We start from the raw sequence: 26,951 nt of genomic DNA, 5'->3' as shown, positions 1-26,951 counted from the left end.
AATAATATCAACTATTTCATATATATTCAAAATCTTATCTAATCATATTTTTTTGTGTCTTCTAGAAATACCCGGTTTTGTACCCGGTTTCTGCTGAGACTAGGATCATATTCATCCTGATATAAGATATCCGTAGCTTTCTCGCTCGGCCAACTGACGCCAGTAAATCATCTGTCGCAATTTTGTGCAAACGGTTTGGCCAGTCTTCAACGATAGACGGGCCGACTGCCGGCTGGTTTTCGATTCGCTTCTTTTCCTGCTCCTTTCTGACGACGGTGCCCACAGACTGATTGTGTCCAGCACCATGCAATGCTGTCCGATTTCATATTGACAGTGACACCGTAGGTGTTATTCAATGGTGTCATGAAAAATCGCATTTTTCCCATCGATGAGTTGTGTGCCCTGGTCGAGATGAACAAGCGGAAAATTCGCTTCTACATCCAGAAAGGGCTCATCGACCGGCCGGAAGGAACCGGCAAGGGGGCATTCTACACCCATCGCCACCTTGAACAGCTCCTCGCCATCCGCAAGTGGAAGGACGCCGGCCTGACCCTGGAGCGGATCCAGGAACTGCTTGACGACGAACAACACACTGCAGCAGGCGACAAACCCGTGCCGCCGCCCAGGACAAAAAAAACTGGGACAATCGAGGTCTGGAGCCATCTTCATATTGCTGACGGGGTCGAACTGCATATCGAACCGCAACGTTCCGGTCTCTCCCCGGAACAGGTGCGCGCTTTGTGCCGGGCGATCTTGATGGAATTTCGAAACATTCAGGCAGGAGACACATGACGATGTACATGCCGGAGGACCAGTCAAGAACAGGCCTTCATACCATCGATGGTCAAAATATCGCCTTACAGTCAGTCAATGTCGAGGTGGCGTTCAGCAACCTGTTCTGCGACACCATCATGACCCAGGCGTACAGGAACCTGGAGAATACACCGATTGAAGCGGTCTACACCTTCCCGCTCACCAGCAGAGCTGTCCTGCTGGGGATGGATGTCATGATCGGCGGTCGGAAACTGCAGGGTGTGGTCGTTGAAAGATCGTCGGCGGAAGAACAGTATGAAGAGGCGATCATCAACGGCGATGCCGCCATCATGCTGGAACAGATCCAGCCAGGTCTGTACACCATGAATGTCGGAAATATTGGGGCGGCGAGGAGGTGCGGGTACAAATCCGCTACGCCGAATTGTATGCCTGGCAAGGCAACAGCTTACGCTTTCATCTGCCAACCACCATTGCCCCGCGTTACGGCCATCCTGAAAAGGCCGGGTTGCAGCCCCACCAGATTCCGCACAAGATCGGGCCGGTGTATGACGGCGACACCGTGCATGCTTTCGCCTTTTTCAGCGAAAAACCCGCTGGACCAATCTCTCTTGCCATGACACTGGCGGACGGACAGCGCATCTGCCAGACGGTCAATCTGGAAAGGAATAGCCAACCCATGCCGGGCGATGATTCCGCCGGACCATTGACCCGGATGGCACGATGTCACTCCCTGGAAAGCATAGACGGACCGCAAGCAACGGCAACGGCCGTGCGCTACCAGCTTATCAGCCGCCACACCAATTACCTTGTCGTCGATGCACGAGCCGATGACAAAAAAGGAGAGGATCTGCCGGGCCTTCGCAAAGTGCCGCAGATGTTGGCGGCCGGTTGGGGCGGGACAGGTTCGCTGGTTCAGGAGAGTTCACTGCAATGCGATGACGTGTTTTTCATGAGGAAGAGGCACATTCCTCAAGTCTTATACAGCATTGCACCAAGCCCTGAAGATGAACACCGCCAGCTCCAGCTGACGACACCGGTATTTTCTGGCCTTTCTCGTTGCCCTGCTCCAGTCGCCGGCTGGAACAGAATTCAACCGCAACACCAGGAGAGCGATAAAAAAAGCCAGGAAAACACTCCGGCCCGATCGCCGGTTGATCGACCTCATGGCCAATGCTTTTGTACATACCACAAAGGATGATTGGGGGCCGGACTACCCTCTGGAAGATGACCAGGTTAATCTCGATGAGGCTCAGCGCGGAAAATAACTTTTGTGTTATTTATTATTCATAATTATATAATATATATGTTCTTATGAATCTATTTTGAATAACACAAAGGTTATTTTATGAAATCTAAACACAAGCAGATTGCCCGAAGGCAGCTCGACACCACCCTGGCCAAATTCAGCGAAATGAAGAGGATGCAGCCTCCCGCAAAGGGATGGATACGGGCGGTGCGCGAGGCCTTGGGTATGTCCGGCAAGCAGTTGGCCGGGCGTCTCCAGGTTTCCCAACCCCGCGTCTTTAAGCTGGAGCAGGACGAACCTGCCGGGGCCTTGACGCTGAAAACCATGCGGCAGGTGGCCGAATCTCTGGACTGCGTCTTTGTTTACGCCCTTGTTCCCCGTTCATCACTGGAGGAGACCGTAAAGACGCAGGCCAGAGTCGTAGCTGCCGGGCGGTTGCAACGGGTATCTCATACCATGCTGCTTGAGGCGCAGGGACTGACCTCCGAAGAACAACAGGCCTCCCTGGATACAGCCATCGAGGAGTTGGTGCGAGAGACTCCCCGGGATCTGTGGGATATGCAACCTTGATATTCGACTCTCCGGAGGGAGCTACGCCGCTCGACCCCGACGAAACCGATGGCCTGCTACTCTCCCATATCACGACACGGGCTGAACTGGACCGCTGGGAACAGGACAATATCGCCGAGGCCGAGAGGCGGGCCTTCGGCCGCAACCATCCCGACATTCTTACCGACGGTTTTGTCAGGCGGTTGCACAAACCGAACGACGTGCCGTGACACCTGCCGCTTGTTTTTTTGACTGTTTTATGTAAAATACCGTCAATTCAATGACGGAGATCCCCATGTATATCGTTCAAAAACAACTCGACAATCTGCGTGCTCTTGTCCAGCCCGGCAAGGTCGTGGTCCTCTACGGTGCTCGACGGACCGGCAAGACGACCCTGCTGCGCGAGTTTCTCAAAACCGAGACTGAACCCTTTCTGCTGGTCAGCGGCGAAGACATCGCCGTGCAGGGGTATCTGGCCAGCCAATCGGTGGAGAAGCTCACCGCCTTTGTCGGCCGCAACCGGCTGCTGGTGGTGGATGAGGCGCAGAAGGTGGCTCAGATCGGGCTGAACCTCAAACTGATCGTTGATCATATCCCGGAAATAAGGGTCATTGCCACCGGTTCCTCGTCGTTTGACCTGGCCCGCAGCGTCGGCGAACCCCTGACCGGCCGGAAAATCACCCTGAAACTGTTCCCTCTGGCCCAGATGGAGATCGGCCGGAGCGAACAGCGGCACCAGACCGATGCCCACCTGGAAAGTCGGCTCATCTATGGGTCCTATCCCGAGGTGGTGCTGACCCCGGACAACCGGGCCAGGGAGCGATATCTGAAGGAGATTGTCGCCTCCTACCTGTACAAGGATATTCTCGAACTGGATGGCATCCGCCATTCCGCCAAGATCAGCCGACTGCTGCAGCTCCTTGCCTTTCAGATCGGCAAGGAGGTCTCCTACACCGAACTGGCCACGGCTCTGGGCATGAGCAAGAACACGGTTGACCGCTATCTGGATCTGCTGGAAAAGGCCTTTGTGCTGCACAAACTCAGCGGCTTCAGCCGCAACCTGCGCAGCGAAATCACCAAGAACTGCCGCTACTATTTTCTCGATACCGGCATCCGCAACGCCCTCATCAACAATTTCAATCCGCTCCAGTTGCGCAACGATGTCGGCGAGTTGTGGGAGAATTATCTGGTGCTGGAACGGCTCAAGCGACAGGAGTACATCGGGGAGAGCGCCAACAGCTATTTCTGGCGCACCTACCGCCAGCAGGAACTGGATCTGGTCGAGGAGCGGGAGGGGCGCCTGTTCGGTTACGAGATGAAATGGGGCAAAACCAGGGCCAAGCCACCCACCGAATGGCAGGCCGCCTACCCGGAAGCCGCCTTTACCCTCGTCAACCAGGAGAATTACCTCGAATTCATTGGCGCGGAGTGAAATTTCACCCCCTGGGTTCTCTTTGAGCCCGATCACGCAAAATGATGGGCATTTTTTTCGGCACGTTGATGGTTTGTGGTTGATAGAGCCGACGACCGGGGCTTTGCCTGTTACCGGCGGCGTGAAAATGCAATTTACCGACCGTCTGCGCCGGGCCAAACACAGAAACCTCGAAATTATGAATGCCAAAAAGGCTGAGGATAGGGAAAAGCCATACAAGGATCTCATCGAAGTCACCGAAAAGACAATTGGTTATGGCGAGAAGGGATTGAGGGCATTGAATTGTTATGTCGCCGCAAGCTTGAAAGAACAGGCGTTGATATCAGATATTACGCAACAACTGCAACATCATATGCCCCTTGTTCGCCAGGTTGTGTGTCAAACCCGGCGTAGGGTACTTGCGGGCGAGTCGGTCCCCGCCCAGGAAAAGATTGTCTCGATATTCGAAGAACATACCGATATTATACGAAAAGACCGCCGTGACACCTATTATGGTCACAAGATCTGTGTTACGGGCGGCTCTTCGAATCTGATTCTTGATTGTGTGGTTCTTGAAGGCAACCCGGCCGATTCGGAATTAACAGAGATGATGCTGGACAGGCAAGAGGCCATTTATGGTCGCTACCCCTTGAAGGCGGCGTTTGATGGTGGGTTCGCCTCTCATACAAACCTGGAAAAAGCAAAATCCAACGGTGTTAAGGATGTTTGTTTCTCCAAAGGGCGTGGTCTTGAAGAAGAGGATATGTGTCGCAGCAGGCAAGTGTATAAAGGTTTGCGGAAATTTCGAGCGGGGATTGAGTCGGGAATATCCTGGTTGAAGCGCAGCCTCGGCTTGGACGGATGCACCTGGAAAGGTTTCAGGTCTTTCAAGAGCTATGTCCGGGCCTCGATCGTTTCGGCAAATTTATTGACATTGGCCCGCAAACAATTGGCCTGAAGACGCAGGCGCACTGTCCGATCTCGACTTGTTTGGGAGAAGTGCGTCTTGAGCAGGCCATTGGGGCCGACAAATATGCGCCCGACAACAAGGAAAAACTATCGCCATAGTCGATGGTGAATTGATGCGCATATAGTAAGTCGGGGTGTGGCGACGCTTACTCGAAATTCACGATTTATGGACAGACACCAGCTGGAGTTTATCATTCCAAGGAGAAATCCAATGAAACCACAGATGAAAAGACGAGGGCGACCAGTCACCCGGCAGGAAGTTAAGTACGTTCCAAAACGGTGATTCATCATTGAGCCACTACGGACACAGCAGGAAATTAACCGGTTGAAGGACTATTTGTACAAGACGAATCTGCGCAATTTCACAATTTTGATTATTGGGATCAATACGAACCTGCGGGCATCGGACTTGCTGAATCTCCGATATGGGCCTGTTTGTAGGGCTATCGAAGAGGATATCGCTATCCCGATCACTGAGAGGAAAACCGGCAAACGGAGGAATCTACGATTGAATCGTGCCGCAAAAACCGCATTGCAGGCATATTTTGCCAGCCGCCGGTTTCAGAATGCCGATGAATTGATTTTCACCAGGGCTGACGGTTTGCCTATATCAACGGCTGCGCTTTCGAGCGGTTTCAAGCATTGGTGCAAGCAGGCGGATCTTGTCGGTAATTTCGCCAGCCACACCATGCGGAAAACATGGGCCTACCACCACCACAAAAATGGTGCCTCGATCCCGACCCTGATGGCGATGATGAACCACAGGTCGCAACGGCAGACGCTGGATTACCTTTGCATCTCTGCTCAGGATGAGATCGACGAGTACGACAGGGTGAATCTTTGATAATTTTCCTATTATTGCTGGGATGGACAAAATGGTGCTTTCCGGTACTCTCCTTTAAATATAGCGGAATGGATAAGATGGGTTAGTATTGTAATCATTGACTAATATCGGCACATCTGCCGGAGGCAGTGCATCCGAAATCACTGATGATGCTATATGCCTCGGCGATGGACCAGAATCTACTCGATGCGTCTATCTCTCATAAACAGGTGCAAGATGAGTAAATGCACAAGATCTCTTCACCATAATTTCAATGATATTACATGGTGATATTGATTTCTGTTCATTATTGATGTATGTTCACTACAAATGAACAGAGAAAATATTGAACATATCGCAGCAACAAGAGATGCAGCCGCTATCCTCCGGCGGGCACTGGAAACGCTGCAGGCACTCGTTCCCTTTGAATACGAGATCGAACCGTTTCACGACGTTCGCGGTCACGAATATGATTACATCGTCCGAGCACAGATTTTTGGTGCAGAAATTATCTGGTGCGTCGAGGTCAAGAATCGGTTCACCAAAACAGAGGAAGTCCTGGCCAGGATCAAAAAAGACAAAGCGCCACATCCTTTTCTGCTAGTGACGCGATATATCCCTCCTGAGGCTGCAATACGGCTGCGTGATGCTGGCATCCAGTTTATCGACACAGCTGGAAACGCCTTCGTCAATCAGCCTCCGCTTCTCATCTTCGTAAAAGGCAACAGGCAAATAGCGGAAGAGCCTACGATTCCAACCGTCCCGGCGGCTCGTCTTTTCAAAGGAGTTGGGCTGAAAATCGCGTACCTCCTGCTATGCAGACCTGAACTTGCCGACAGGCCGTATCGAGATCTTGTCGAGATGACGCATGTTGCATTAGGAACGGTCAACGGTGCGATGGCTGAAATGATCGAGAAAGGTTTCATCCTCGACATGGGCAGAAAGGGAAAGAAACTTCGCGATAGAAAGGCGCTTTTCGAGCGATGGATCACCGCTTATCCTGATTTTCTCAAGCCAAAACTTCTGCTGGGCCGGTTCCAAGGAAACGGCGAATGGTGGAAGAACGCTCAGCTAGATCCCACTCTCGCTCAATGGGGAGGTGAAGTTGCCGCCGCAAAGCTGACCGGATACCTGAAACCAGGCACAGTCACGCTCTACACCGACAAAAAGCATTTAGCCGATCTGGTGATCGCGAACAGGTTGAAGAAAGATCCACAAGGAAACGTGGAAATACTCGAGCGGTTCTGGTCTCCAGAGCATGACTTCGGAGAAGGCGACGCCGTTCATCCAATCTTGATCTACGCTGACTTGGTCGCGGTCGGTGAACAACGAACCATGGAAACCGCAAGAATAATCTATGACAAGTTTCTCAATCGATATTTCGAACAGGATTGACCATGGAAGGATATCGATCCTCAGGAACATCAAGGAAGTGGCTGAAGAGCTCAACATCCCTTTCTTCGTTGTCGGAGCATTTGCTCGCGACTTGATCTTCGAACATATTCACCGGATTCCAGCTCCTCGAACGACTTTGGACATCGATATCGGTGTCGAAGTGGCAAGTTGGGAAGAATTTGAGAAATTGACCAGTGAACTGCTCAATCGCCGACATTTCACGGCAAGACCACTACCGCATCGCTTTGTAAATGAAACGATGGGTATCATTGTCGATATCGTGCCTTTTGGAGAAATAAGCGGCGAGGCAAACCAAATCAGCTGGCCGCCAGACCATGGCACAATCATGAGCATGGTCGGATTTGAAGAAGCATATCGATCAGCACTGCAGGTACTAATTGACAGCGAACCTTCCTTGGAGATTCTTGTTCCTTCCATACCGGCTCTAGCTCTCCTAAAGATCATCTCCTGGGATGTCGCATACCCGAGACGTCAACGAGACGCCCACGATCTTCTTTTCATTTTAGAAAACTACGAAGAGACTGGGATAGAAGCGGCACTGTATGATTCTCATGTAGCTCTGCTCACAGAGGAAGAATTCGATTCTCGGCTTGCTGCAGTTCGACTCCTCGGCAGGGATATGGCTCTGTTGAGTGGCTCAGAGGCGATCCAGAAAGTTATAGAAATCCTGACTCGTGAAATAGACGAGGAGAACAGCTATCGGATGTTGTCAGATATGGTCAATGGGGCTACGCGCCAAGGGATAAGATTCAACACAGCGCTGCAACTTCTGGAAAAGCTGTTACAAGGAATTCAAGATAATCGCCAATCATTGTAAACTATAACGTTTTGTAATCACATTTAATTCTGCCGCACAGTGCTCTCCATATACCGGAGGCAGTATCGACAGATACAGGCCATGGTCTCAGAATGTTGAATAGAATGCCCGAAGCTGAAGTGAGTGTCAGGCTTGCTTTCTGGTTGATCCAGAATCAGATGGCCGCTGGCGATGTAGATGTAGCCATAGACGGAGCTCAAGTGAAGGTCGGCGATACCGTCCACTTCGATCTTTCCGGTTTCCTTCAAAGTGCAGGCTGGCGGAAGCGCGGTACAGACAACAGTAAATGGCAAGATATCTACCAGCATGCCGACTACTCAAGTAAAATCCGTATCCATTCCAGTCCCGGTAAAGGCGACGTGGTTGTCCCATTACGAACCGGTCATACCTTGCGAGTCGAGTGCAAGAAAGGACCGACAACCCGCAGCAAGAGTTCTGCCGAATACCCGTTGATCCGTGAAGCACTGGGACAACTTTTGACCGTCCAGGAAATCGGCGACAATGATATCCTGGCCGTTGCAGTTCCATTCAGCCCGAAATTTGACGAGCTGGCAACCCGGTGGCGAGAAGCGACGCTCATTAGGAAATTCGGCATTAAAATACTTAGGGGCCGTTACGAAATAACCGTTACATTTTTCACCATTTCGTTACGGCCCCTTATGCCGGAAAGGTATTTCTGTGTAACGGTTATTGTTTGACGACGGCTTACCGTCGACCGATCTGGCAGCGTGGCTGGGTTCTGAAAAGAATGGTAACTTTGGTTTCCGTGGACCGCAAAGCCTTTATTTACTTGGCATTGCGAGAGTCACCCTGTCAGCCGAAGAAAACACCAAAACAACGCTGAAACGGAGAATTATTTGCTTTTTCATATTTTTCTCACGATAGCGAGCTCTGACGAAAATTTTAATGAGGCGGGCGAACAAACTGGCCATTTTCAGGGTTATTTTTATTCATGCTACGAGGGTGGCTCAGAGTCTGCCCTGGACAGAGAAGCGCCAAAAATCAAGGGTTGAGATGATACCTGTCGTCTACCTTCCCGATTGGTACTCTGGTGGCGCATAGTCTTCCAGCACCTCCGAGGATTTCCTCACCTTCCAATAATGCTCCAGCTCACAATCCACATGGAGAACCCCGTGGGCTCGGACATCCTTCAGTTCATTAAAAGAAATGTATCCCCATTCGGCGTTCTGCCAATCACCGCCGAGGACGGCAAAGCCAAAGAAGAGATCGTCACCATCGTACTCAGCAATGAACCAGTCGCAGCTGCCGATGAAAAAATGGAGATGGATGAGCTTATCGCTAATGGGAGTGTTCTCGGTCTGGTAGAGGCGGGGGAGTCTGGCTAAACGGGTAGCGGTCGGCGTGTTGAGCATGATCTGTATCTCCTGGAGGGGCAAGTAACGTGGCAGATTGTTTCTGAATCTTACCTTAAATGCCCCAACCAGGATGTACAGGATAACGTTATGTAATCATTGCGAACAGGATAGCCGGGATTATTTACGGATCGGCGATTCTTCTGTTCCATAGCGGATGCTTTCAACAGCCTTGACCAAAGGCTCGATCTGTGACCGTTTGGCGTATCTTGTATAGGTCATCGCAGCCCCAGTTTCATGGCCCAAGACCTCTGCAGCCATTGACTCTGCTATCTCTGCATTCCGCATTTTTGTGGCCACAGTATGGCGGAACCCGTGGAATGTCATATTTTGACTTGCAGCTGATAGTTTCCCTTCTTTGATGAGCTGTAACTTCAATTTACCAAACCACTTACTGAAAGCATGTCCGGCTTTACCGTTTACAAAAGGGAGTTCTTGAAACAGCCGTTGAGATTTGCCACTATTTACAAATTTCAAAAATCCCAACCTGAGTATTTCCCTGTGAATAGGAATAATCCTGGCTGAGTTCGCAGTTTTCAACCGCTTTTCTCCATCTCTGTTGACATTGAAACACCACACACCATCAATGTCTTGCACATCAGACCGATACAGCTGACATATTTCACTTTGCCGCATACCGCTATAGGCACCGATCAAAGGAACCCAGTATTGTGCAGGTGTTGCCTTCGCGAATCGGAGCGATTCGAAAATGACCTGAGTTTCTTTGTCTGTAACCTCTCTCCGCTCAAGGTCGCTTCTTGTGTTCTTCTGAGTTGAAACGGTCAATATTTTTGAAAACATTCACCATGATGCCATCAATGTTTTTCGCTACGGCCCAATTGAATAAAGTAGCGGCATCAATAAGCCGCATATTGACAGTTTTTACTGACAGCCGAGTCTTGATTCCTTTTTTCAATATCTCTTCAATAGGCATGTCACGGAGCGGTTGCATATTGATTCTCATCGGCAATTCCTGCAAAACCTCTCGGTATCGCTGAGCATCCTCTATAGTGTAGCTGGTGATAGCTTTATCACCGACTATTTCCGCAAAACGAAGGAGATTCCGCTCATTACCTTCGACGCTATGAATATCCCATGCACCACTGAAATGCTTCTCTTTCAGGTAAAGTTCGATCAATCGCTTCAGTGTAATTTTGCCATCGGTGCGAGGTGTCTCTTTCCGAACGGTTGCAACAATCTGCTGAAAGGCTGCATTCTCTTCTTCAAGTTTATTCGGATCAAGTTCAAGACCCTCAATTAAAAAATGTCCGTCGGGACCTACCTCAATTTTGTCTATCTTGAGTTCATGCTTAATATTTTTCAGAACGTCCACGGAGATAGCCCTCGGATTGAAGATCTGTTTAATCTCGGTCAAGAGCTGAGCCTCTTTGAATTTATTGATCAGGTTATCAATATATCGGTTGATTGGCTCTGCTCGCTTCAAGGCAACATCAAGCTCTGTTGTACGTAGACATCGCGTAACTGTCCTCGTCGAGATGTTCAGCACTCGACGGATGTCAATAGCTATCACCCTCCTGATGTAATATTGTTTACCATAACCAAGCGTTACATATTTTTCATCTGCCTTTTTCATGCCATACCTCCGCGGTGGTGGCACGTCAGTGTCAAGAGCAGTGCAAAGAGAGTGCACATAAAAAAAGGGCTCACTGATTTCTCAGGAGCCCTTTTTTAATTATTTCAAACTGTTAAGCTTGTTTTTATGCTAAAACCTGGTGCCGAAGGCGAGACTCGAACTCGCACGACCGTGGGTCACTACCCCCTCAAGATAGCGTGTCTACCAATTCCACCACTTCGGCATTCAGTACAACTACTTTTTCTCCGCTGCCGCCGGTGCTGCTGCAGGCGGGATTGCAGGCTTGGCCTCCGGCGTCTTGACTTCCGGTTCCTTGGTATCCGGCGCCTTGGCCTGCTCTTTCGGCATCGTATCGCCAGCCGGCTCCGGCTTGACCGGTTCGACCCGGACCGGCGGCGTCGTCGTTTGGGCCGGCGGTTGTGTCGTCTGCTGAACCGGTTCCGGCTTCGCCAGGTCACTCATGACCGAGCCGGTTCCAGTGTGCGATGAAATATACGCAAGGGCGACGGAAGTCAACATAAAAATGACAGCCGCGGCTGTCGTGATCTTGTTCAACAGCGGCAACGGCCCTTCGGAACCGAACAGAGACTGGCTGGATCCCCCGAATGTCGCACCTATATCCGCTCCTTTGCCGTGCTGCAGCAGCACGATAGCCACCAGAAACAGACAGACAACCACATGCAGGACTATCAGCAGAGTTTCCATTCAATCGCTTCGTGAAATATTATCTGAAGGTGATAATCCGCCCAAAGGACTGTGCATCAAGGGCGGCTCCACCGACAAGGGCCCCATCGATATCGGGCTGGGCCATAAGTTCGTCAATATTGGCAGGTTTAACCGAGCCACCATACAGTATTCTCGTCTGATCGGCAATATTTTTTCCGTAGATGGCTGCCAGCAGACTGCGGATAAAGGCATGCACCTCCTGAGCCTGCTCCTTGCTGGCGGTCTTGCCGGTGCCGATCGCCCATACCGGCTCATAGGCGATCACTACCCCGACCATCGCCTCGCCGCCGATTCCGGCCAGTCCCTTGCGAACCTGGCGTTCGAGGACGGCGAAGGTGTCGCCGCCTTCCCGTTCCGCCAGGGTCTCGCCGATGCACAGGATCACCATCAGGCCGGAGGCCAAAGCCCCGGTCAACCTCCTGTTGACCAGTTCATCGGTCTCCAAAAAGATCTGCCGTCGTTCCGAGTGGCCGACAATCGCCGCCGATCCCCCGGCCGCCCTGACCATGATCGGCGAAATTTCCCCTGTATACGCTCCTTTTTCCTCCCAACAGACATTCTGGGCGGCAACGATAATCCCGGTTCGACTCACGCATTCGGCGACATCGCGCAAAACCGTGTATGGCGGTGACAGCAGTACATCGCGGTCATCGAGGCCGGCACAGATCACGGCGATGGCCGTGGCCAGTTCCCGGGCTTCAACTGTGGTCGTATGCATTTTCCAGTTGCCGGCAATCAACGGTCTCCGTTTCATACTTTCCTCCCTCTTGAATGCAAGGTCCGGGTTTCAGGAAAGGGCATCGATTCCCGGCAGGGATTTTCCTTCCATCAATTCGAGGAAGGCCCCTCCGCCCGTCGACATATAGGTGATATTGCGCTCTTCGCCGGCCTTCTTCACCGCGGCATTGGAGTCGCCGCCGCCGGTGATCGACAGGGCATGCGACGAGGCCACGGCCTGACAGAGGGCCATCGTGCCACGGGCGAAGGCATCGATCTCGAACGCCCCCATCGGTCCGTTCCAGACGATCGTCTTCGCGTCCTGCAGCGCTTCCTTGAACAGGATGGTCGATGCCGGGCCGATATCGAGGGCCATCCAGGTCGGCGGGACGTCCTGGATGGTGACGTTCTTCACCGTCGCCTCGGCGGAGAAGGCATCGGCAACCACGAAGTCGACCGGGAGGAAGATCTTCACCCCCTTCTCCCGCGCCTTGTCAACAAAACGTGCGGCGGATTCCAGCAGGTCCGCCTCGACCTTCGAGGCCCCGACGTCGATCCCCTGGCTCTTGAGGAAGGTGTTGGCCATGGCCCCGCCGATGATCATCCGGTCGACCTTTGTCAGCATGTTTTCCAGCGCTGCCAGTTTCGACGAGACCTTGGCCCCGCCCACCAGGGCGACCAGCGGGCGGATGGGGGTATCCATGGCCTTGTGGTAGTAATCGATTTCGGCCTGCAGCAGCAGGCCGGCCGCCTTGTCCGCCACCCGTTCGGCAACCCCGACGACCGAGGCATGGGCCCGGTGCGAAACGGCGAACGCATCGTTGATATAGACATCGGCCAGAGCGGCCAACTGGGCCGAAAAATCGGGGTCGTTGGCCGTCTCCTCCTTGTGGAACCGCAGATTCTCGAGCATCACGACATCGCCCGGCGCCATCGCCGCCACCATTTCGTTCACGGCATCGCCGATGCAATCGGGAGCAAGACGCACCGGGCGGCCGATCAGGGACTGGAGATGGGCGGCGACCGGAGTGAGGCTGAACTCAGCCGCCGGCTTGCCCTTCGGCCGGCCCATATGCGAGCCGATAATCAGCTTGCCCTGGTGGCCGATGATATATTCTATGGTGGGCAGCACGGTACGGATACGGATATCGTCGGTTATCTCCCCCCGCTCATTCATCGGCACGTTAAAATCGGCGCGGAGCAGCACCCTCCGGCCGTCGAGCTGGAGATCATGGATCGATTTCATCGAATTCTCCTTTTCAGAATAGAGATGATTCACTCACCGACAAGCGTCTTCGCCAGGATCAAGGCATCATCCTCCGGTGAGGAATAGTATTTTCGGCGCCGGCCGACTTCGCAAAACCCGCGTTTTCGATACAGGGTGAGGGCGGGATAGTTGTGCGATCGGACCTCGAGAAAGAGAGTCCGCACCCCCGCGCCGCTCAGCCGGCTTTCGAGGCAGGCCATGAGCGCCGAGGCGATGCCGACCCTTCTGCGGCGACCGAGCACTACTATTTTCAGCAGCTCGGCCTCCGCCTCGAAAGAGCGGCTGCCGCACCACCCGACAATCTCGCCATCGGCCTCGTCGACCGCGACCAGCTGGATACCATGGCGCTGCTCGATCTCACGCCGGATATCGACGTTGTTCCACGCCGACGGCTCACCCGCTTCAAGCGGTACAACGCGGTCGAGATCGGCCGCCGTCAGATTCCGGATGCGCAACGGCCCTCAGATCATCTTTTCAGCCACCTGCACCGTCAGATCACCGAGCATGTTGGTGTAGCTGCCGAGCTCGTTGTCGTACCAGCCATAGACGACCGCCTGGGTCACCGGCACGGTGAGCAGGGCATCCGCCCCCGGGGCCAGGCAGTCCTTTTTCACCTTCTGCAGGTTGACCTGGATCGAGGCGGTGCGGGTATGGGTCTCGGAACCCTCGATGACCACAGCGGCGGCCGGCAGTCCGACGATGTCGGAGGAAACGTTCTGCTCTTCGCTGAACATCAGATACCGGCTGTTCTGACCATACTCCCGGTAGATCGAGTTGATGTAGCTGCGCTTGATCGGATTGTCGCTGTCGTCCTGGAAATTGAGGACCAGCACGATCAGCGATCCGGTCGAAGTCGGAATACGCACCGACTCGGCAATGAAACCTATCCGCTCCATTTCCGGGATGACCAGGGCCAGCGCCTTCGCCGCCCCGGTGGTAGTCAGGATGATATTGTTCATGATCGAGCGGTTCTTGCGCAGATCGGTCGCGCCGGTCTTGGGCAGCCGGTCGAGCACCTGCTGGCTGCCGGTCGCCGCATGGACGGTGACCATCGAGGCGCTGAGGAAATTCTCGGCCCCGATTGTCTCCATCAACGGTTTGATCATGTAGGACAGGCAGGTCGTCGTGCAGGAGGCGGCGGAGATCACCGAATGCCGGGCCGGATCATAGGTGTCGTCATTGATGCCCATCACCGTCGTCACCGCATCTTCCGGCATCTGCAGCCCTTTCGACTTGATCTTGAACGGGGCGGAAAGAATCACCTTCTCGGCCCCGGCGACGATATGGCCGCGCAGCGCCCCCTTGTCGGCATTGGCATCGGTGGTCGGATCACTGAAGACCCCGGTGGTGTCGACAACCAGCTTGACATCATTGTCGCGCCAGGCGATCTCCCTCGGGTTGCGGGTGCTGCGGAGGATCTTGACCGGGACGCCGTCGATCCGCATCGTCCCTTTATCGTTGTCAAGCTCCTCGATGATGCGACCAGCCTTGTGTCCATGAAGGTAGGTACCCAGCCGACCGTACGTTGAATCGCGCTCGATCGCCGCCGCCAGATCCTCGAGACGTGTGCCCACTTCCCTGCCGATATTGACAATCACTTCCGAAAAGTATCGCTTCGAAACATGGTGCCACACGGTGAGCTTCCCAATCCGGCCAAGTCCATTGATACCTAATTTCATGGCAATGCATCTCCTTTATGAGTAGAGTGACATGCGTCAATGACGTGAGTTCCCCTCTCCTGTGAGCGCAGACTCCCCTCACAGGCCAGCAAAACCGTGGATTATGCAGGGATTTTAGCATTTACACGGCTGATATGCAATGCAAATATTTTTTACTTCCACCCCGTTGCCTTAGCCTTTCCCCTGGTCCTCATGCGCTTTTCAGACCCACTGATCCCCGCCGTTCTGCTGAAGCGGTACCAGCGTTTTCTGGTCGATGTGCAATTGCCCGACGGCCGGACGATCACGGCCCATTGCCCGAATACCGGCGCGATGCGGTCCTGCTCGACCCCCGGCAGCCCGGTGCGCCTCTCACAATCCGCCAATCCACGGCGAAAACATCGATTTTCCCTCGAGATGGTGCAGGCCAACGGCACCTGGGTCGGCGTCAACACCGCGCGGACCAACAGCATCGTCGTCGAGGCCATTGAACGCGGGATCGTGCGGGAAATGGCCGATCCCGAGCATATGAAAAAAGAGGTCGGGACTTCCGCCGGCTGTCGCCTTGATCTCGCCGTCATCCACGGATCGTCGACCACCTTTGTCGAGATCAAGTGCTGCACCTATGTCGACCAGGGGTGGGCGATGTTCCCGGACGCGGTGACGACCCGCGGCACCAAGCACCTGCTCGAACTGCGGGACCTGGTCCGGCGGGGCGACAACGGAGCGGTCCTGTTCCTGGTGCAGCGCACCGATGCCGTCAGGTTCCGGCCAGCCGCCGCCATCGACCCGCTCTACGCCCGGACCCTCGAGGCGGTGCACGCTGAAGGCGTCGCCATCCTCGTGTACCAGGCCCTGATCACTCCGGAAGAGATTGCCGTCACGCACTCGCTCCCGTTCTCCTTCACCTGAATACAAGCAAAAGCCATGCCCGAACAGCCACCAGCCGTCATCCTCCTCAGCGGAGGGCTCGATTCGACCACCGTCCTGGCGATTGCCGATGCCGAAGGTTATGCCTGCCATTGTCTCAGTTTCGATTATGGCCAGAAGCAGACGGTCGAATTGGCCAAGGCCGAAAAGATCGCCGCCCGCTACGGGGCCAAACGTCATCTGATCCTGCGACTCGATCTCGACAGGATCGGCGGCTCGGCCCTGACCGACAATATCGCAGTGCCCAAGGACGGAAATCCGGAACAGCAGGGAACGATTCCGGTCACCTACGTGCCGGCGCGCAACACCATACTCCTCGCCCACGCCGTAGCCTGGGCCGAGGTACTCGGCGCCTGGGACATCTTCATCGGTGTCAATGCGGTGGATTATTCAGGCTATCCGGACTGTCGCCCGGAATTCCTCGCGGCCTTCGCCCATATGGCCAATCTCGGGACCAAGGCGGGAATCAGCGGCGCAGCGCAATTTACCATCAAGGCGCCGCTGATGTATCTGAGCAAGGCGGAGATCATCAAGAGGGGGCTGTCATTGGGAGTCGATTACAGCCTGACCCACAGCTGTTACGATCCCCGGGGGACGAAGGCCTGCGGCCGTTGCGACGCCTGCATCCTGCGCCGCAACGGCTTCGCGGCGGCCGGGGTCCCCGATCCAACGGACTATCTGTGATTACAGATCGGTGAAGGTGACACGCCCGTTCATGATCGTCAGCACCGCCTTGCCGCGGAATTGCCGGCCGTCGAACGGGGTGTTTCTTCCTTTCGACCGGCATTCAGCTGCTGAAAAAACGAAGCGCCGGTCGGGATCGACCACGGTGATATCGGCAGGATCGCCGGCCGCCAGCCTGCCTCCGGGGACTCCGAGGATCCGGGCCGGGGCGCAGGACATCAGCTCGACCATCCTGCCGGCAGTGATCAACCCGTCATGGACCAGGGACAAGCCCAGCGGCAGGGAGGTTTCCAGGCCGACAATGCCATTGGCGGCATAATTGAATTCGACTTCCTTTTCCAGGACCGAATGCGGCGCGTGGTCCGTCGCTATCGCATCCAGCGTCCCATCCGCCAATGCCTCGCGGATCGCCATTCTATCGACTTCGGAACGGAGAGGTGGGTTCATTTTGGCATGGGTGTTGTACCCGTCCACCGCCTCATCGGTCAGGGCGAAATAGTGGGGCGCCGTCTCGGCCGTCACCTTGACGCCCCTTTTTTTGGCCAGGCGGATCAGGGCGAGCGAGGCTTCGCAGCTGACGTGGGCAATATGGACCCTGGCCCCGGTCAATTCGGCAAGGGCAATCTCCCTATACACCATGATGCTTTCGGCTGCCGTCGGAATCCCCCGCAGGCCGAGCCGGGTGGAAACCGGTCCCTCGTTCATGCAGCCGTTGCGGCTCAGGGACAATTCCTCGGCATGCGAGATGACCGGCAACCAGTGACTGGTGGCATATTCCATTGCCCGGCGCATGAGCTGGCTGTCGGTGACCGGCATCCCGTCATCCGTCAGGGCGACCGCCCCCGCAGCCTTCATCTCCCCGTATTCAGCCAGCTGTTCACCCCTGCTGTCCCGACTGAGGGCGCCGACGGGGTAGACCCGTGCCGTACAGTTGGCGGCCATGTCGAGAATCAAACGGGTCACTGCCGCACTGTCGTTTACCGGCCTGGTGTTGGGCATGCAGGCAACGGCGGTGAAGCCGCCTGCCGCTGCCGCCATCGTCCCGGTTGCAATCGTTTCCTTATACTCCTGTCCGGGTTCGCGCAGATGGACATGGATATCGATCAGGCCGGGCATCACCCACTTGCCGGTGAGGTCGTATCGACATGTGCCCGCGGGCGCGACTGCCCGGGGAGCGACGATCCTCCCATCCTCTAACCAGATATCGACGATCCCGTCGGTCTGGTTCATTGGATCGATTACACGGCCGTTCTGCAGGATGATCACTTCGGATATCATATATCTCCCTGTGCTTCGCCGCCCTTCTCCCCGCCCATGACCAGATAGAGCAGGGCCATGCGTACCGCCACCCCGTTTTTGACCTGTTCGAGGATCACCGACGAGGGGCCGTCGGCGACATCCGGGCTCAGTTCGACCCCTCTGTTGATCGGCCCGGGGTGCATCACCAGCACATCCGGCTTGGCATGCGTCAACCGCCGGCGATTGATGCCGTAATGGATGGAATATTCCCTCAGACTCGGAATCAATGGGTCGTTCTGACGTTCCTTCTGTATCCGCAGCGCCATTACCACATCCGCATCGTCAATCGCCTCGTCCACGGTTCGACAAACCCGCGCCCCCAAGTTCTCGACAGCTGCGGGGATGAAGGTGGCTGGTCCTGCCACACAGACTGTCGCCCCGAGTTTGGTGAAGCCGAGTATATCCGATACCGCGACCCGGCTGTGGGCGATATCTCCAATGATCGCGATTTTCAACCCTGCCAGATCTTTCTTGTGATCGAGAATTGTCATGATATCAAGAAGCCCCTGGCTGGGGTGTTCATGGGCTCCATCACCGGCATTGATGATGGAGGAGCCGATATGGCGGGCAAGAAGCTGCGGCGCGCCCGAACAGGAATGCCTGATGATGATGATATCGGGATTCATCGCCTCTATGTTCCGGGCGGTGTCGATCAGGGTCTCCCCCTTCGTGGCAGAACTTGTCGAGGCGGCGATATTGAAGGTATCGGCACTCATCCGTTTGGCTGCGATTTCAAAGGAAGTGCGCGTCCTGGTCGACGGCTCGAAAAACAGATTGACGATCGTCTTTCCCCTCAGTGTAGGCACTTTTTTGATCGATCGAGCCGATATCTCTCTGAAAGAACGGGCGGCGGCGATGACATGCTGGATATCCTGGACGGACAGCTGCTCCATGCCGAATATGTGCCTGTGCCTGAAACTGTATTCAGCTCTCACGTCTTTATCTGTCTCTCACTCTATGAAAAATGAATCATTGAATGACATCCCCGATCCTGCTCCAGCGGATCGACATCAGCCTCGTCAGCGAGAGAAGCGGGGTCTCAATATCCCAGGACCAATAGAGGATGAAAGCCTTGCCGAGGATGTCGGAATGTTCGACAAACCCCCAGAAGCGGCTGTCATAGCTGTTATCCCGGTTATCTCCCATGACGAATATATTACCGGACGGAACGGTGACCGGGCCATAATTATCGCGTGGACTAACAGTGGCGCTGAGCTCCGTCTCGGAAGTGAAATGCGCATGCAGATCGACGACTTCAGCATCATTTATCATGAGATGCTTGTTGACGATTTCGATCTTGTCGCCGGCGACGGCGACCACTCGTTTGATATAATCGATGTTCCGGTCCTTTGGAAATCTAAAGACAACAACATCTCCCCGTACCGGGGATTTCCATGGAATAAGGAGTTTGCCGGTCAACGGCATCCTCAGGCCATAGATGAACTTGTTTACCAGGAGGTGGTCACCAATCTGCAGGGTCGGCAGCATCGACCCGGATGGAATTTTAAAGGCCTGTATTATAAATGTACGGATAAAGAGAGCGAGCAGTACAGCGACAACAATTGCCTCAACATACTCCCTGATTACCGATTTGCTTCGTATCTCCCCGCTCAATTTCCGCCTCTTATCTGAGAAAGTAGGGTTATTCATCATCCAATGGACATAATGGCCGAAAAATACTTGAATCAGCACTTAAATACAAGACACTTTACCTGGCTGAACCTGTGATCATGAGAAACCGCTTTTCCTTTTAATATCAATAAAAAACAGACACTCCATACCATATAGAGAGAAAGATTCTTAAGTTTCAACTACATATTGTATTTTTTTGCCAACCCAGGCTATCCCCTCCCCAATTAACAGCCCGTTTAAAAAGAATATTTTTTTATTACACTTCAATTGTTTTTCTTGACAAAGAATTACATATATGTCCTATATGGTAATTGTTATGCAAAGTCTGCATGTTAGGTATATTACCCTAACATACCCCATCTTATGTTTATTGAACAATTTCCCATTCCGTCGGTCAATATGAAGCTTCCCTTCCTGTCACAAGATAACTTGGTCGTAGGAGTCGATATAGGATCTCACGCCGTGAAGGTCTGCCAGTTGAAACGGACTGACAATGGCTATTCGGTCGTGGCTCTCGGCAGCGCCACACTTCCCGAGGGGGCGGTTGACGATGGAACACTCAACGATTCTGATGCGATAGCCAAAGCCATTACCGGTCTTTTCAATAACCTCAAGATCAAAAACAAAAAGGTTGGTTTTTCTATCTCAGGTTATTCTGTCATCGTCAAAAAGGTCAATCTGGCGGTGATGGAGGAAAAAAGGCTGGAAGAACACATCATGTCCGAGGCTGAGCAGTATATACCTTTTGATATTGAAGATGTGTACCTCGATTATCAGGATCTCAAGACCAGCACAGACAAAATTGAACGCACTGATGTCATGCTCGTCGCCGCAAAAAAAGAGATAGTCGACGAATACCTGGAGATGCTGAAAAGCATTAATCTTACGCCGGTGATCGTCGATGTTGATGGGTTCGCACTTGAAAATACATATGAATACAGCTATCCCGATATTGACAATGTCGCCCTGGTTGATATCGGTGCCTCCAAGATGAATATCAACATTCTGTCCGGTGGCATATCTGTTGTTGCGCGGGATATTGTTGTCGGCAGTCGTCAATTGACGGAGCAACTTCAGGGGGCCTTTGATCTCGATTACGAAGAAGCGGAAGCCTTGAAACTTGGTCTCTCCCCGGCCGGTGATAAACAGCCGCAGATCGAAAAAATATTCTCAACAACCTGCACACAGTGGGTCCTTGAGATTAAAAAGGCTATCGATCTCTACCATTCCAACAACCCTGATGCGCCCTTGAATAAGTTGGTATTGAGCGGTGGGGGTGCAAAGGTTGCCGGGTTTGCTGATTTCCTGGCTAAGGAGACAGCACTGCATGTTGAGATTTTCAACCCTTTCATGAAAATGCGGTCGAGCGACAAAAAGATAGACCCGGATTATCTGAAAAATATCGGCCCTGAAATGGCGATCGCTACAGGAATAGCAATCAGACCATCAATAGTTTAGTCCATTCTTCTGTCACTGGAAAAGATATGCTCAGAATAAACCTGCTACCGGTCAGACAGCTTAAAAAAAGAGCGAAAGCGCGCAACCAGATCTTTACTATGATCTTAGCCTTCTGTTGCCTTCTCGTTTTTTTGGGCTTTGTCGGTGTCCTGCAGAACGGAATGCTCCATTCACTCAACAATCAAATTGCACAACTGAACAAACAGAAAGACGCATTCAAGCCTATTCTCGCTCAAATCGAAACGATGAAAAAGCAAAAACAGGAGCTTGAGCGAAAAACAGCTATAATCAAGACATTACGCGCTGAGTCCTCCCTCACCGTGAGAGTCTTGGACGATGTAGCGAAATATGTTGACAATAAAAGATTATGGCTTGATTCTCTCAGTCAGCAGGGGCCAAATCTCAGCTTGACCGGAGTTGCGCTGGATAATGAAACGGTGGCTCAATTCATGGATAAATTGAAATCATCTGAATTCATCATCGATGTCAATCTTGCAAATTCATCCCTCAAAGTTATTGCAGGAAGAAACCTCAAAAGTTTTGTCATGACTTGCACTACTACGGCGCAGCCCCCGGTTGAAGTTGCAGCGGCACCAAAAAAATAGACACTCCTCGAACAACGGACCAATTGCCAGCATGAAAAAAAGCAACGCAGCATTTGAACAGTTCATAGACAAGAAATATATACCGCTCGAGCCGAAGTACAAGGTTGCCATTGCGATCCTCCTCCTGCTCATCCCAATCCTGCTCTTTTATTTTCTATTCTTTCAGCCAAACGCGACCAAAATTTCATCCCTTAAAAAGCAAAAGGACGGCCTGGAAAAAGAAATTGTCTCGTTGCGTGCCCAACAAAACAATTTACCCAAATTGCAGAGAGAACTGGCAGAAACGGAAAAGATTTTTAATGAAGCGGCGGTCCTCCTTCCTAAAGAGAAGGAGATTCCTCAGCTTCTCAAGGATATTTCAGCCCTCGGGCAAGAGGCGGATCTCGAATTTATCACATTTAAACCCCTTCCTGATGTACCCAAGGATTTTTACGCTGAAATTCCAATCTCCATCAATGTTCGTGGTCCCTATCATAACATGGGCTCCTTTCTTGACAAAGTCAGCAAACTCGGTCGAATTGTAACCGTATCAAATATAAATATGACAGCCCCTACAAGAGACAAAGAGGAAATGCTGCTCAATTCAGACTGTACATTGGTAACCTACCGCTTTACCAATGTTGAACTCCCCAAACCGGACGGGAAAAAGAAATAAAGCTCAAGGGATTTTGTATGAAAAAAACGCGATTGCCATCTCTGAGCCTGACTACGTCAAGCTTTATATTCTATTATGGGTCTATGTTGTTTTTTTCAGTATTTCTCTGCACAACAGTTGAATCCAGGGCTGAGGATGCAGCGCAATCAGCAGTTGCTGCAAATCAATCTGTAGCAACGAAGCCATCTCAGACCAAGCCATTCAACTATATTATGGAAAACAGGCCTGACCCTTTCCTGCCCTTTATAACGGATAAAACCACCGATCAGGAAACGGGTGATCCGAATGAGATCATCGACAAAAAGGAGCCATTAACCGGGATGCAGTTGTTTGAACCGGCTCAATTGAGTCTTGTTGCACTCATGGAAACAGGCAAAGACAAATTCGCCATGGTCCAGGATTCGACTGGCAAAGGGTATGTCTTGACCGAAGGAACGAAAATCGGCAGGCGAGGTATAGTGAAGGCCATTTCGCCAAACAAGGTCCTAGTTGAAGAGATGGCCGAGACTCGTGGAGGGAAAAAGATTCTTTCATATATTGATATGGTTTTAAAAAAAGAGGGAGAAGAATAGAAAATGTACAAAAGGTTCATTATACCCCAATCGGCCATTTTCTCTGTGCTCAGTCTGCTCTTGTTTTTTTCGACATCAGCAGTAATGGCAGCAGAAGCTATCCCCGGAAAAGACAAAACCTCCCTGTACCAAATATCAAAGATCCAGTCAGATCTCCAGGGTGACGTTCTCAACCTGTCGATCGTCGGTAATTCGGAACCGGTCTATACAGTGTCGGAGCGTTTCTCACCGTTCCGGGTCGTTCTCGACATTGCCAATGCCGCATTCGACAAATCCGTAAATCTTCAATCAAAGATTATTTCTGATAATAAATTCGTCTCGCTCAAGACCTCCGTTCACTCCGATCAGGACCCCGCGGTCACCCGTTTCGAGTTCACCATTGCAGATTCCCATAATTATAAGATCACCCGAGACGGTTATCTTATTAAGGTGCAGGTTGTACCTACTGCCGGTGGACCCGCTGGTGAAAAAACTGCCCCACCTTCAAGTTCGTCTGCTTCAACGGCAATAACTGATATCTCCGTCAAGACAAGCCCGGCTGAAACGCTCGTTACGCTTGTCGCTTCGTCCCCTGTAACGAACTATACATCGGATACCATTACCGGGAGCAAAAACGAAAAACCGAAGATGTACATTGATATAGAAAATGTAAATATTTCAGAGCTTATCCGTGAAAAGAAGGTCGGCACAGCCGTCGATAAAATTCGTGTAGTACAGCAAGGCAATGGTGCTCGTTTCATTTTTGATTCGGCTTCTTCGTCGCTTTTCGATTATAGCGTGACTGATAAATCCGGCCAGATTGTGGTGAGCATCAAGGAAGACTCGGCACTGCCCGGCCAAACCGCATCTGCCGACAAAGATCAGAAAACTTCCCGATCAACCGACAAGACTCTTGATTCTCTTATTGGGGAAACAGAAAGCATCCTCGCCAAAGAGGGGAAAAAATCGGATAAAAATGCTGAAGCAACAGACCCCAAGGTTGCAATTGAGGATACATTTTCATTTGCCGGATATGACAAGCAGCGCATCAGTGTCGATTTTTATAAAATCGATCTCCACAATGTCTTCCGCTTGTTCCGCCAGTTCACCGATATCAATATCATCGTCGATGAGGCCGTGACCGGCTCTTTAACCCTGGCGCTGACCGATGTGCCGTGGGATTTTGCTCTGGATATCATCTGTAACCTCAAGGATTTGAAGAGGGAAGAGCGGTTCAACACCATTGTCATCTATCCGAACAAAAAAGAATTCATCTGGCCAGATCGACTCGAGGACAATCTCGCAGTCCAGGCAGATCCGGGGATTGTCGAACAGGATGCCCTGATCATCGAACAATCCGCAAATCTTCCAAAAGAAGTGCTACAAGCCCAGGAAATCCTGCGTAATGCTCAAACAGCTGACGAAAATGAGAACTTTGAGGAGGCTGCGGAATTGTACGAGCAGGCCTACAAGCTCTGGCCAGCCAATGCAAAGATATCCAACAGATTGGCGACGATCTACCTCGTCAATCTCGGGGTGAACGCCAAGGCTGTTCATTACGCCAAAGAGAGCCTCAAACAGGAACCGGGCAATAATCGAGCTGCATTATACGCTGCGATAGGGTCAGCCAATATGCAGAGAAACTCTGAAGCGCTGGAATACTTCACCCAGAGCATCAGCGGGAATCCACCAATGAAGGAGGCCCTTATCAGTTTCTCCACCTTCTGTGAAAACAACGGCCAGAACGATCAGGCAATCAAACTCTTGGACAAATATAGTGCATCTTATGGTGAGACGATGGATACGATGATCGCCAAGGCCCGAATCTATGACAAACTCGGAGATTCAAAAAAGGCGGTCAACCAGTATAAATCATTGCTCGCATCCGGTTTCCCACTGCCACCGGATTTGAAAAAATATATTCATGGCAGAATGGCCGCAAGCAGCTTTTAGAGGCGTAGTACTCGCACATTCTCATAACGCATGAATCCAATTCGGCAATTTTTTAATCCCAAGAGGTTTTTTATGAAGTCTCACAAGAACATTTTATTTGTCGCGAGCCTCTTGCTGTTCATGATGCTCACCTCATGCAGCGCACCGAACAAGGAAACGGAGAAATCGGCGGCAACGCCCGCCTCTCCGGTCGGGCAGAATGTCGCGGCCAAACCTGCCGCCCCCAACACGCTCCCTGTGCAGTATCAAACCCCTTCGTATCAGGTCGGAGAGGAAAGCAGGGAAGATCTGGCCAAATCCGAAGATGTGGGGATGAAAGTGGGGGCAACGATCAAATCGACCCGAGGTCCCCAACCGCTCTGGGACATCATGAAACGGCTGGCGACGATCAAGGCGATGAACATCTCCTGGGCCAGCGATGTCGATCAGACCGTGCTGGTCGATGTCGATATCAATGCCGACGACGATTACAACGAGGCGATCGCCAATCTCCTGCGCCAGGTCGACTACTTCCATGAGATCCAGGGCAACACGATTGTCATCAAGTATAAGGAAACGCGACAGTTCCATATCGCCATGCCCTTCGTCAAATCGAAGTATAAAACGGGTTCAGGCGGCAATCTGCTCGGCAACGACGACGAGTCAAACAACATCGACGGCACGATCGAGCTGAAATCGGATGAGAATGATTTCGACGTCTGGAAAAACATCGAGGCCAATCTCAACTCCATCCTCGATGTCTGGACGACCGAGGCGATCACGACAACGGCGGAAACCCAGAACAAGCAGGGCAATGCCACCGAGACCGCCAACGCCAATAAAACCGAGAAGGCCGATACAGTGGTCAGTGAGGCCACCCGGGTCCGATCGAGCAATAAGAATGTCTACTTTATCGACAAACCGGTGGGCATGGTCACCGTGACCGCCCCGCGTCCCCTGCTGGTGCGCGTCGACACCTATTTCAAAAGCCTGAAGAAAGAACTGTACCGCCAGATTTCAATTGAAGCCAAGATTATTGAAGTACGACTTTCCGAGAATTCCAGCATAGGAATCAATTGGAGCCAAGTACTGAAGAACTTCTCCGTCACCGGTGCGGTGCAGTTTGGTTCTAAAGAAGACGGCCAAGTCTATCCCTACGTCTTTGCCAACGAGGACGGGACCAACGGCAATTGGGACGACGGCAATAATCATGGGAAAATCCAGGACCCGACCAGATTCGTTTCCAAGGTAATGATCAATCCCGCGAATTTCACGGTCTTCCTCAATGCCCTCCAGGAACAGGGCGACACCAAGGTCCTTTCCAATCCGAAGCTCAGCGTGATGAACGGCCAGCCCGCCCTCATCACGGTCGGCCGCAACGTCACCTATATCGAAAGTGTCGAGGCAGAGAAGGACACCGACGACAACACCACCACCTACACGGTCAACACCGAACGCATCCTGTCCGGTATCGGCATGGCGCTGACGGCGACCATCCTCGATGACAGGGAAATCATCCTCAACCTCGTTCCGGTTACCTCCGAACTCGTCGAACCGATCGAGTACAGAGATTTCGGCACCACCGATGGCCAGACCGTCGGCCTGCCGATCGTCAACGTCAGGGAAATGAGCACGACGGTACGGGTCAAGAACGGTGAAATGCTGGTGATCGGCGGACTGATCGATGAAATCAAGGATTCCAACGGCGAATTCGCCCCGGTGGTCGGCAAGATCCCGCTGATCAAGTATCTCTTTGGGTATGAAGAGAAGATAAACCAGAAACGCGAATTGATCATTCTGCTCAAGCCCAACATCATCTAATGAATACAACATATTTCGTAACAGATAACGTCCATTATCAAGGT

29 protein-coding genes, 1 tRNA gene and 1 pseudogene are annotated in these 26,951 nt (G+C 52.4%); 19 read left to right on the top strand and 12 right to left on the bottom strand.

Annotated elements, in window-relative coordinates:
- The first annotated feature begins 363 nt into the window (after positions 1-363).
- From ACWGKN_RS03245 to ACWGKN_RS03195, 11 genes and pseudogenes are all read left to right on the top strand, one after another.
- A complete protein-coding gene (locus tag ACWGKN_RS03245; RefSeq protein WP_035231710.1) occupies positions 364-792 on the top strand; it encodes a MerR family transcriptional regulator in 429 nt (142 codons plus the stop codon).
- Complete coding sequence (locus tag ACWGKN_RS03240) at positions 789-1,391, top strand: VIT domain-containing protein (RefSeq protein WP_452094675.1); 603 nt, start codon at positions 789-791, stop codon at positions 1,389-1,391. The genes ACWGKN_RS03245 and ACWGKN_RS03240 overlap by 4 nt, the downstream gene beginning before the upstream one ends.
- Positions 1,316-1,972, top strand: a complete 657-nt coding sequence (locus ACWGKN_RS03235; protein ID WP_452094674.1) for a hypothetical protein — start codon at positions 1,316-1,318, stop codon at positions 1,970-1,972. Before ACWGKN_RS03240 ends, ACWGKN_RS03235 begins: the two co-directional genes overlap by 76 nt.
- A 147-nt stretch (positions 1,973-2,119) precedes the next feature.
- Complete coding sequence (locus tag ACWGKN_RS03230; RefSeq protein ID WP_035231702.1) at positions 2,120-2,590, top strand: mobile mystery protein A; 471 nt, start codon at positions 2,120-2,122, stop codon at positions 2,588-2,590.
- Positions 2,587-2,799, top strand: coding sequence for a hypothetical protein (locus ACWGKN_RS03225; protein WP_452094673.1), 213 nt, complete (start codon positions 2,587-2,589; stop codon positions 2,797-2,799). Before ACWGKN_RS03230 ends, ACWGKN_RS03225 begins: the two co-directional genes overlap by 4 nt.
- 65 nt (positions 2,800-2,864) lie before the next feature.
- A complete protein-coding gene (locus tag ACWGKN_RS03220; RefSeq protein WP_035231699.1) occupies positions 2,865-4,001 on the top strand; it encodes an ATP-binding protein in 1,137 nt (378 codons plus the stop codon).
- Between the two features lie 358 nt (positions 4,002-4,359).
- A pseudogene (locus tag ACWGKN_RS03215) lies at positions 4,360-4,938 on the top strand (transposase); the annotation flags it as partial.
- Between the two features lie 297 nt (positions 4,939-5,235).
- Positions 5,236-5,793 carry a tyrosine-type recombinase/integrase gene (locus tag ACWGKN_RS03210; RefSeq protein ID WP_452094719.1) on the top strand — a complete coding sequence of 186 codons (558 nt, stop codon included), beginning with the start codon at positions 5,236-5,238 and terminating at the stop codon, positions 5,791-5,793.
- A 309-nt stretch (positions 5,794-6,102) separates the two neighbouring features.
- On the top strand, positions 6,103-7,167 hold the full coding sequence (locus tag ACWGKN_RS03205) for a type IV toxin-antitoxin system AbiEi family antitoxin (protein ID WP_035234305.1): 1,065 nt from the start codon (positions 6,103-6,105) through the stop codon (positions 7,165-7,167).
- 37 nt (positions 7,168-7,204) lie between these two features.
- Positions 7,205-8,005 (top strand): nucleotidyl transferase AbiEii/AbiGii toxin family protein, encoded by an 801-nt coding sequence (locus ACWGKN_RS03200; RefSeq protein WP_452094672.1) that lies wholly within the window; start codon positions 7,205-7,207, stop codon positions 8,003-8,005.
- A gap of 104 nt (positions 8,006-8,109) precedes the next feature.
- Positions 8,110-8,703 (top strand): hypothetical protein, encoded by a 594-nt coding sequence (locus tag ACWGKN_RS03195; RefSeq protein ID WP_452094671.1) that lies wholly within the window; start codon positions 8,110-8,112, stop codon positions 8,701-8,703.
- A gap of 330 nt (positions 8,704-9,033) precedes the next feature.
- On the opposite strand, the gene ACWGKN_RS03190 is transcribed toward ACWGKN_RS03195, so the two are convergent.
- The 9 genes from ACWGKN_RS03190 to ACWGKN_RS03150 form a co-directional block, all read right to left on the bottom strand.
- Positions 9,034-9,378, bottom strand: a complete 345-nt coding sequence (locus tag ACWGKN_RS03190; protein ID WP_424253541.1) for a DUF2958 domain-containing protein — start codon at positions 9,376-9,378, stop codon at positions 9,034-9,036.
- Positions 9,379-9,498: 120 nt separating this feature from the next.
- A complete protein-coding gene (locus tag ACWGKN_RS03185; RefSeq protein WP_424253543.1) occupies positions 9,499-10,179 on the bottom strand; it encodes a site-specific integrase in 681 nt (226 codons plus the stop codon).
- Positions 10,124-10,972: a hypothetical protein gene (locus ACWGKN_RS03180; RefSeq protein WP_452094670.1), complete on the bottom strand. Its 849-nt coding sequence runs from the start codon at positions 10,970-10,972 to the stop codon at positions 10,124-10,126. Before ACWGKN_RS03180 ends, ACWGKN_RS03185 begins: the two co-directional genes overlap by 56 nt.
- Positions 10,973-11,109: 137 nt before the next feature.
- Positions 11,110-11,195 (bottom strand) — tRNA-Leu (locus tag ACWGKN_RS03175).
- Between the two features lie 11 nt (positions 11,196-11,206).
- A complete protein-coding gene (secG, locus tag ACWGKN_RS03170; protein WP_424253546.1) occupies positions 11,207-11,677 on the bottom strand; it encodes a preprotein translocase subunit SecG in 471 nt (156 codons plus the stop codon).
- Positions 11,678-11,696: 19 nt separating this feature from the next.
- On the bottom strand, positions 11,697-12,452 hold the full coding sequence (tpiA, locus tag ACWGKN_RS03165; protein WP_452094669.1) for a triose-phosphate isomerase: 756 nt from the start codon (positions 12,450-12,452) through the stop codon (positions 11,697-11,699).
- Positions 12,453-12,485: 33 nt separating this feature from the next.
- The gene (locus ACWGKN_RS03160; RefSeq protein ID WP_035229459.1) at positions 12,486-13,661 is read right to left on the bottom strand and encodes a phosphoglycerate kinase; all 1,176 of its coding nucleotides are present in this window, start codon (positions 13,659-13,661) and stop codon (positions 12,486-12,488) included.
- A 29-nt stretch (positions 13,662-13,690) separates the two neighbouring features.
- The gene (gene rimI / locus ACWGKN_RS03155; RefSeq protein WP_452094668.1) at positions 13,691-14,137 is read right to left on the bottom strand and encodes a ribosomal protein S18-alanine N-acetyltransferase; all 447 of its coding nucleotides are present in this window, start codon (positions 14,135-14,137) and stop codon (positions 13,691-13,693) included.
- A 6-nt stretch (positions 14,138-14,143) separates the two neighbouring features.
- Complete coding sequence (locus ACWGKN_RS03150; RefSeq protein ID WP_424253550.1) at positions 14,144-15,361, bottom strand: type I glyceraldehyde-3-phosphate dehydrogenase; 1,218 nt, start codon at positions 15,359-15,361, stop codon at positions 14,144-14,146.
- A 192-nt stretch (positions 15,362-15,553) separates the two neighbouring features.
- Between ACWGKN_RS03150 and sfsA the strand changes: the two genes are divergently transcribed.
- Positions 15,554-16,252 (top strand): DNA/RNA nuclease SfsA, encoded by a 699-nt coding sequence (gene sfsA, locus ACWGKN_RS03145; protein ID WP_452094667.1) that lies wholly within the window; start codon positions 15,554-15,556, stop codon positions 16,250-16,252.
- A 15-nt stretch (positions 16,253-16,267) separates the two neighbouring features.
- Entirely contained in the window at positions 16,268-16,954 is a 687-nt protein-coding gene (gene queC, locus ACWGKN_RS03140) for a 7-cyano-7-deazaguanine synthase QueC (protein WP_452094666.1), read from the top strand.
- Here the strand turns inward: queC and ACWGKN_RS03135 are convergent, their stop codons facing one another.
- Genes ACWGKN_RS03135 through lepB form a run of 3 tightly spaced genes read right to left on the bottom strand, consistent with a single transcriptional unit; the run spans position 16,955 to position 19,906 of the window.
- Positions 16,955-18,232: a dihydroorotase gene (locus tag ACWGKN_RS03135; RefSeq protein WP_035229453.1), complete on the bottom strand. Its 1,278-nt coding sequence runs from the start codon at positions 18,230-18,232 to the stop codon at positions 16,955-16,957.
- Positions 18,229-19,188 (bottom strand): aspartate carbamoyltransferase catalytic subunit, encoded by a 960-nt coding sequence (locus tag ACWGKN_RS03130; protein WP_035229451.1) that lies wholly within the window; start codon positions 19,186-19,188, stop codon positions 18,229-18,231. The genes ACWGKN_RS03135 and ACWGKN_RS03130 overlap by 4 nt, the downstream gene beginning before the upstream one ends.
- A gap of 34 nt (positions 19,189-19,222) precedes the next feature.
- Entirely contained in the window at positions 19,223-19,906 is a 684-nt protein-coding gene (gene lepB, locus ACWGKN_RS03125; protein WP_424253553.1) for a signal peptidase I, read from the bottom strand.
- Between the two features lie 342 nt (positions 19,907-20,248).
- Here lepB and pilM point away from each other — a divergent pair, with 342 nt between their 5' ends.
- From pilM to mshL, 6 genes are all read left to right on the top strand, one after another.
- Positions 20,249-21,343 carry a type IV pilus assembly protein PilM gene (pilM, locus tag ACWGKN_RS03120; RefSeq protein ID WP_424253555.1) on the top strand — a complete coding sequence of 365 codons (1,095 nt, stop codon included), beginning with the start codon at positions 20,249-20,251 and terminating at the stop codon, positions 21,341-21,343.
- A 26-nt stretch (positions 21,344-21,369) separates the two neighbouring features.
- Positions 21,370-21,948, top strand: a complete 579-nt coding sequence (locus tag ACWGKN_RS03115; protein WP_035229446.1) for a PilN domain-containing protein — start codon at positions 21,370-21,372, stop codon at positions 21,946-21,948.
- A 31-nt stretch (positions 21,949-21,979) separates the two neighbouring features.
- Positions 21,980-22,603, top strand: coding sequence for a type IV pilus inner membrane component PilO (gene pilO, locus ACWGKN_RS03110; RefSeq protein ID WP_035229444.1), 624 nt, complete (start codon positions 21,980-21,982; stop codon positions 22,601-22,603).
- 17 nt (positions 22,604-22,620) lie between these two features.
- Entirely contained in the window at positions 22,621-23,175 is a 555-nt protein-coding gene (locus ACWGKN_RS03105; protein WP_452094665.1) for a pilus assembly protein PilP, read from the top strand.
- Between the two features lie 84 nt (positions 23,176-23,259).
- Complete coding sequence (locus ACWGKN_RS03100) at positions 23,260-25,107, top strand: tetratricopeptide repeat protein (protein ID WP_452094664.1); 1,848 nt, start codon at positions 23,260-23,262, stop codon at positions 25,105-25,107.
- Positions 25,108-25,227: 120 nt separating this feature from the next.
- Positions 25,228-26,907 carry a pilus (MSHA type) biogenesis protein MshL gene (mshL, locus tag ACWGKN_RS03095; RefSeq protein WP_452094663.1) on the top strand — a complete coding sequence of 560 codons (1,680 nt, stop codon included), beginning with the start codon at positions 25,228-25,230 and terminating at the stop codon, positions 26,905-26,907.
- Positions 26,908-26,951: the final 44 nt, after the last annotated feature.

The organism is Desulfoprunum sp. (assembly GCF_053613775.1).
Note: the sequence above shows the minus strand (reverse complement) of the source record. Positions and strands in the feature narration are given on the sequence as shown.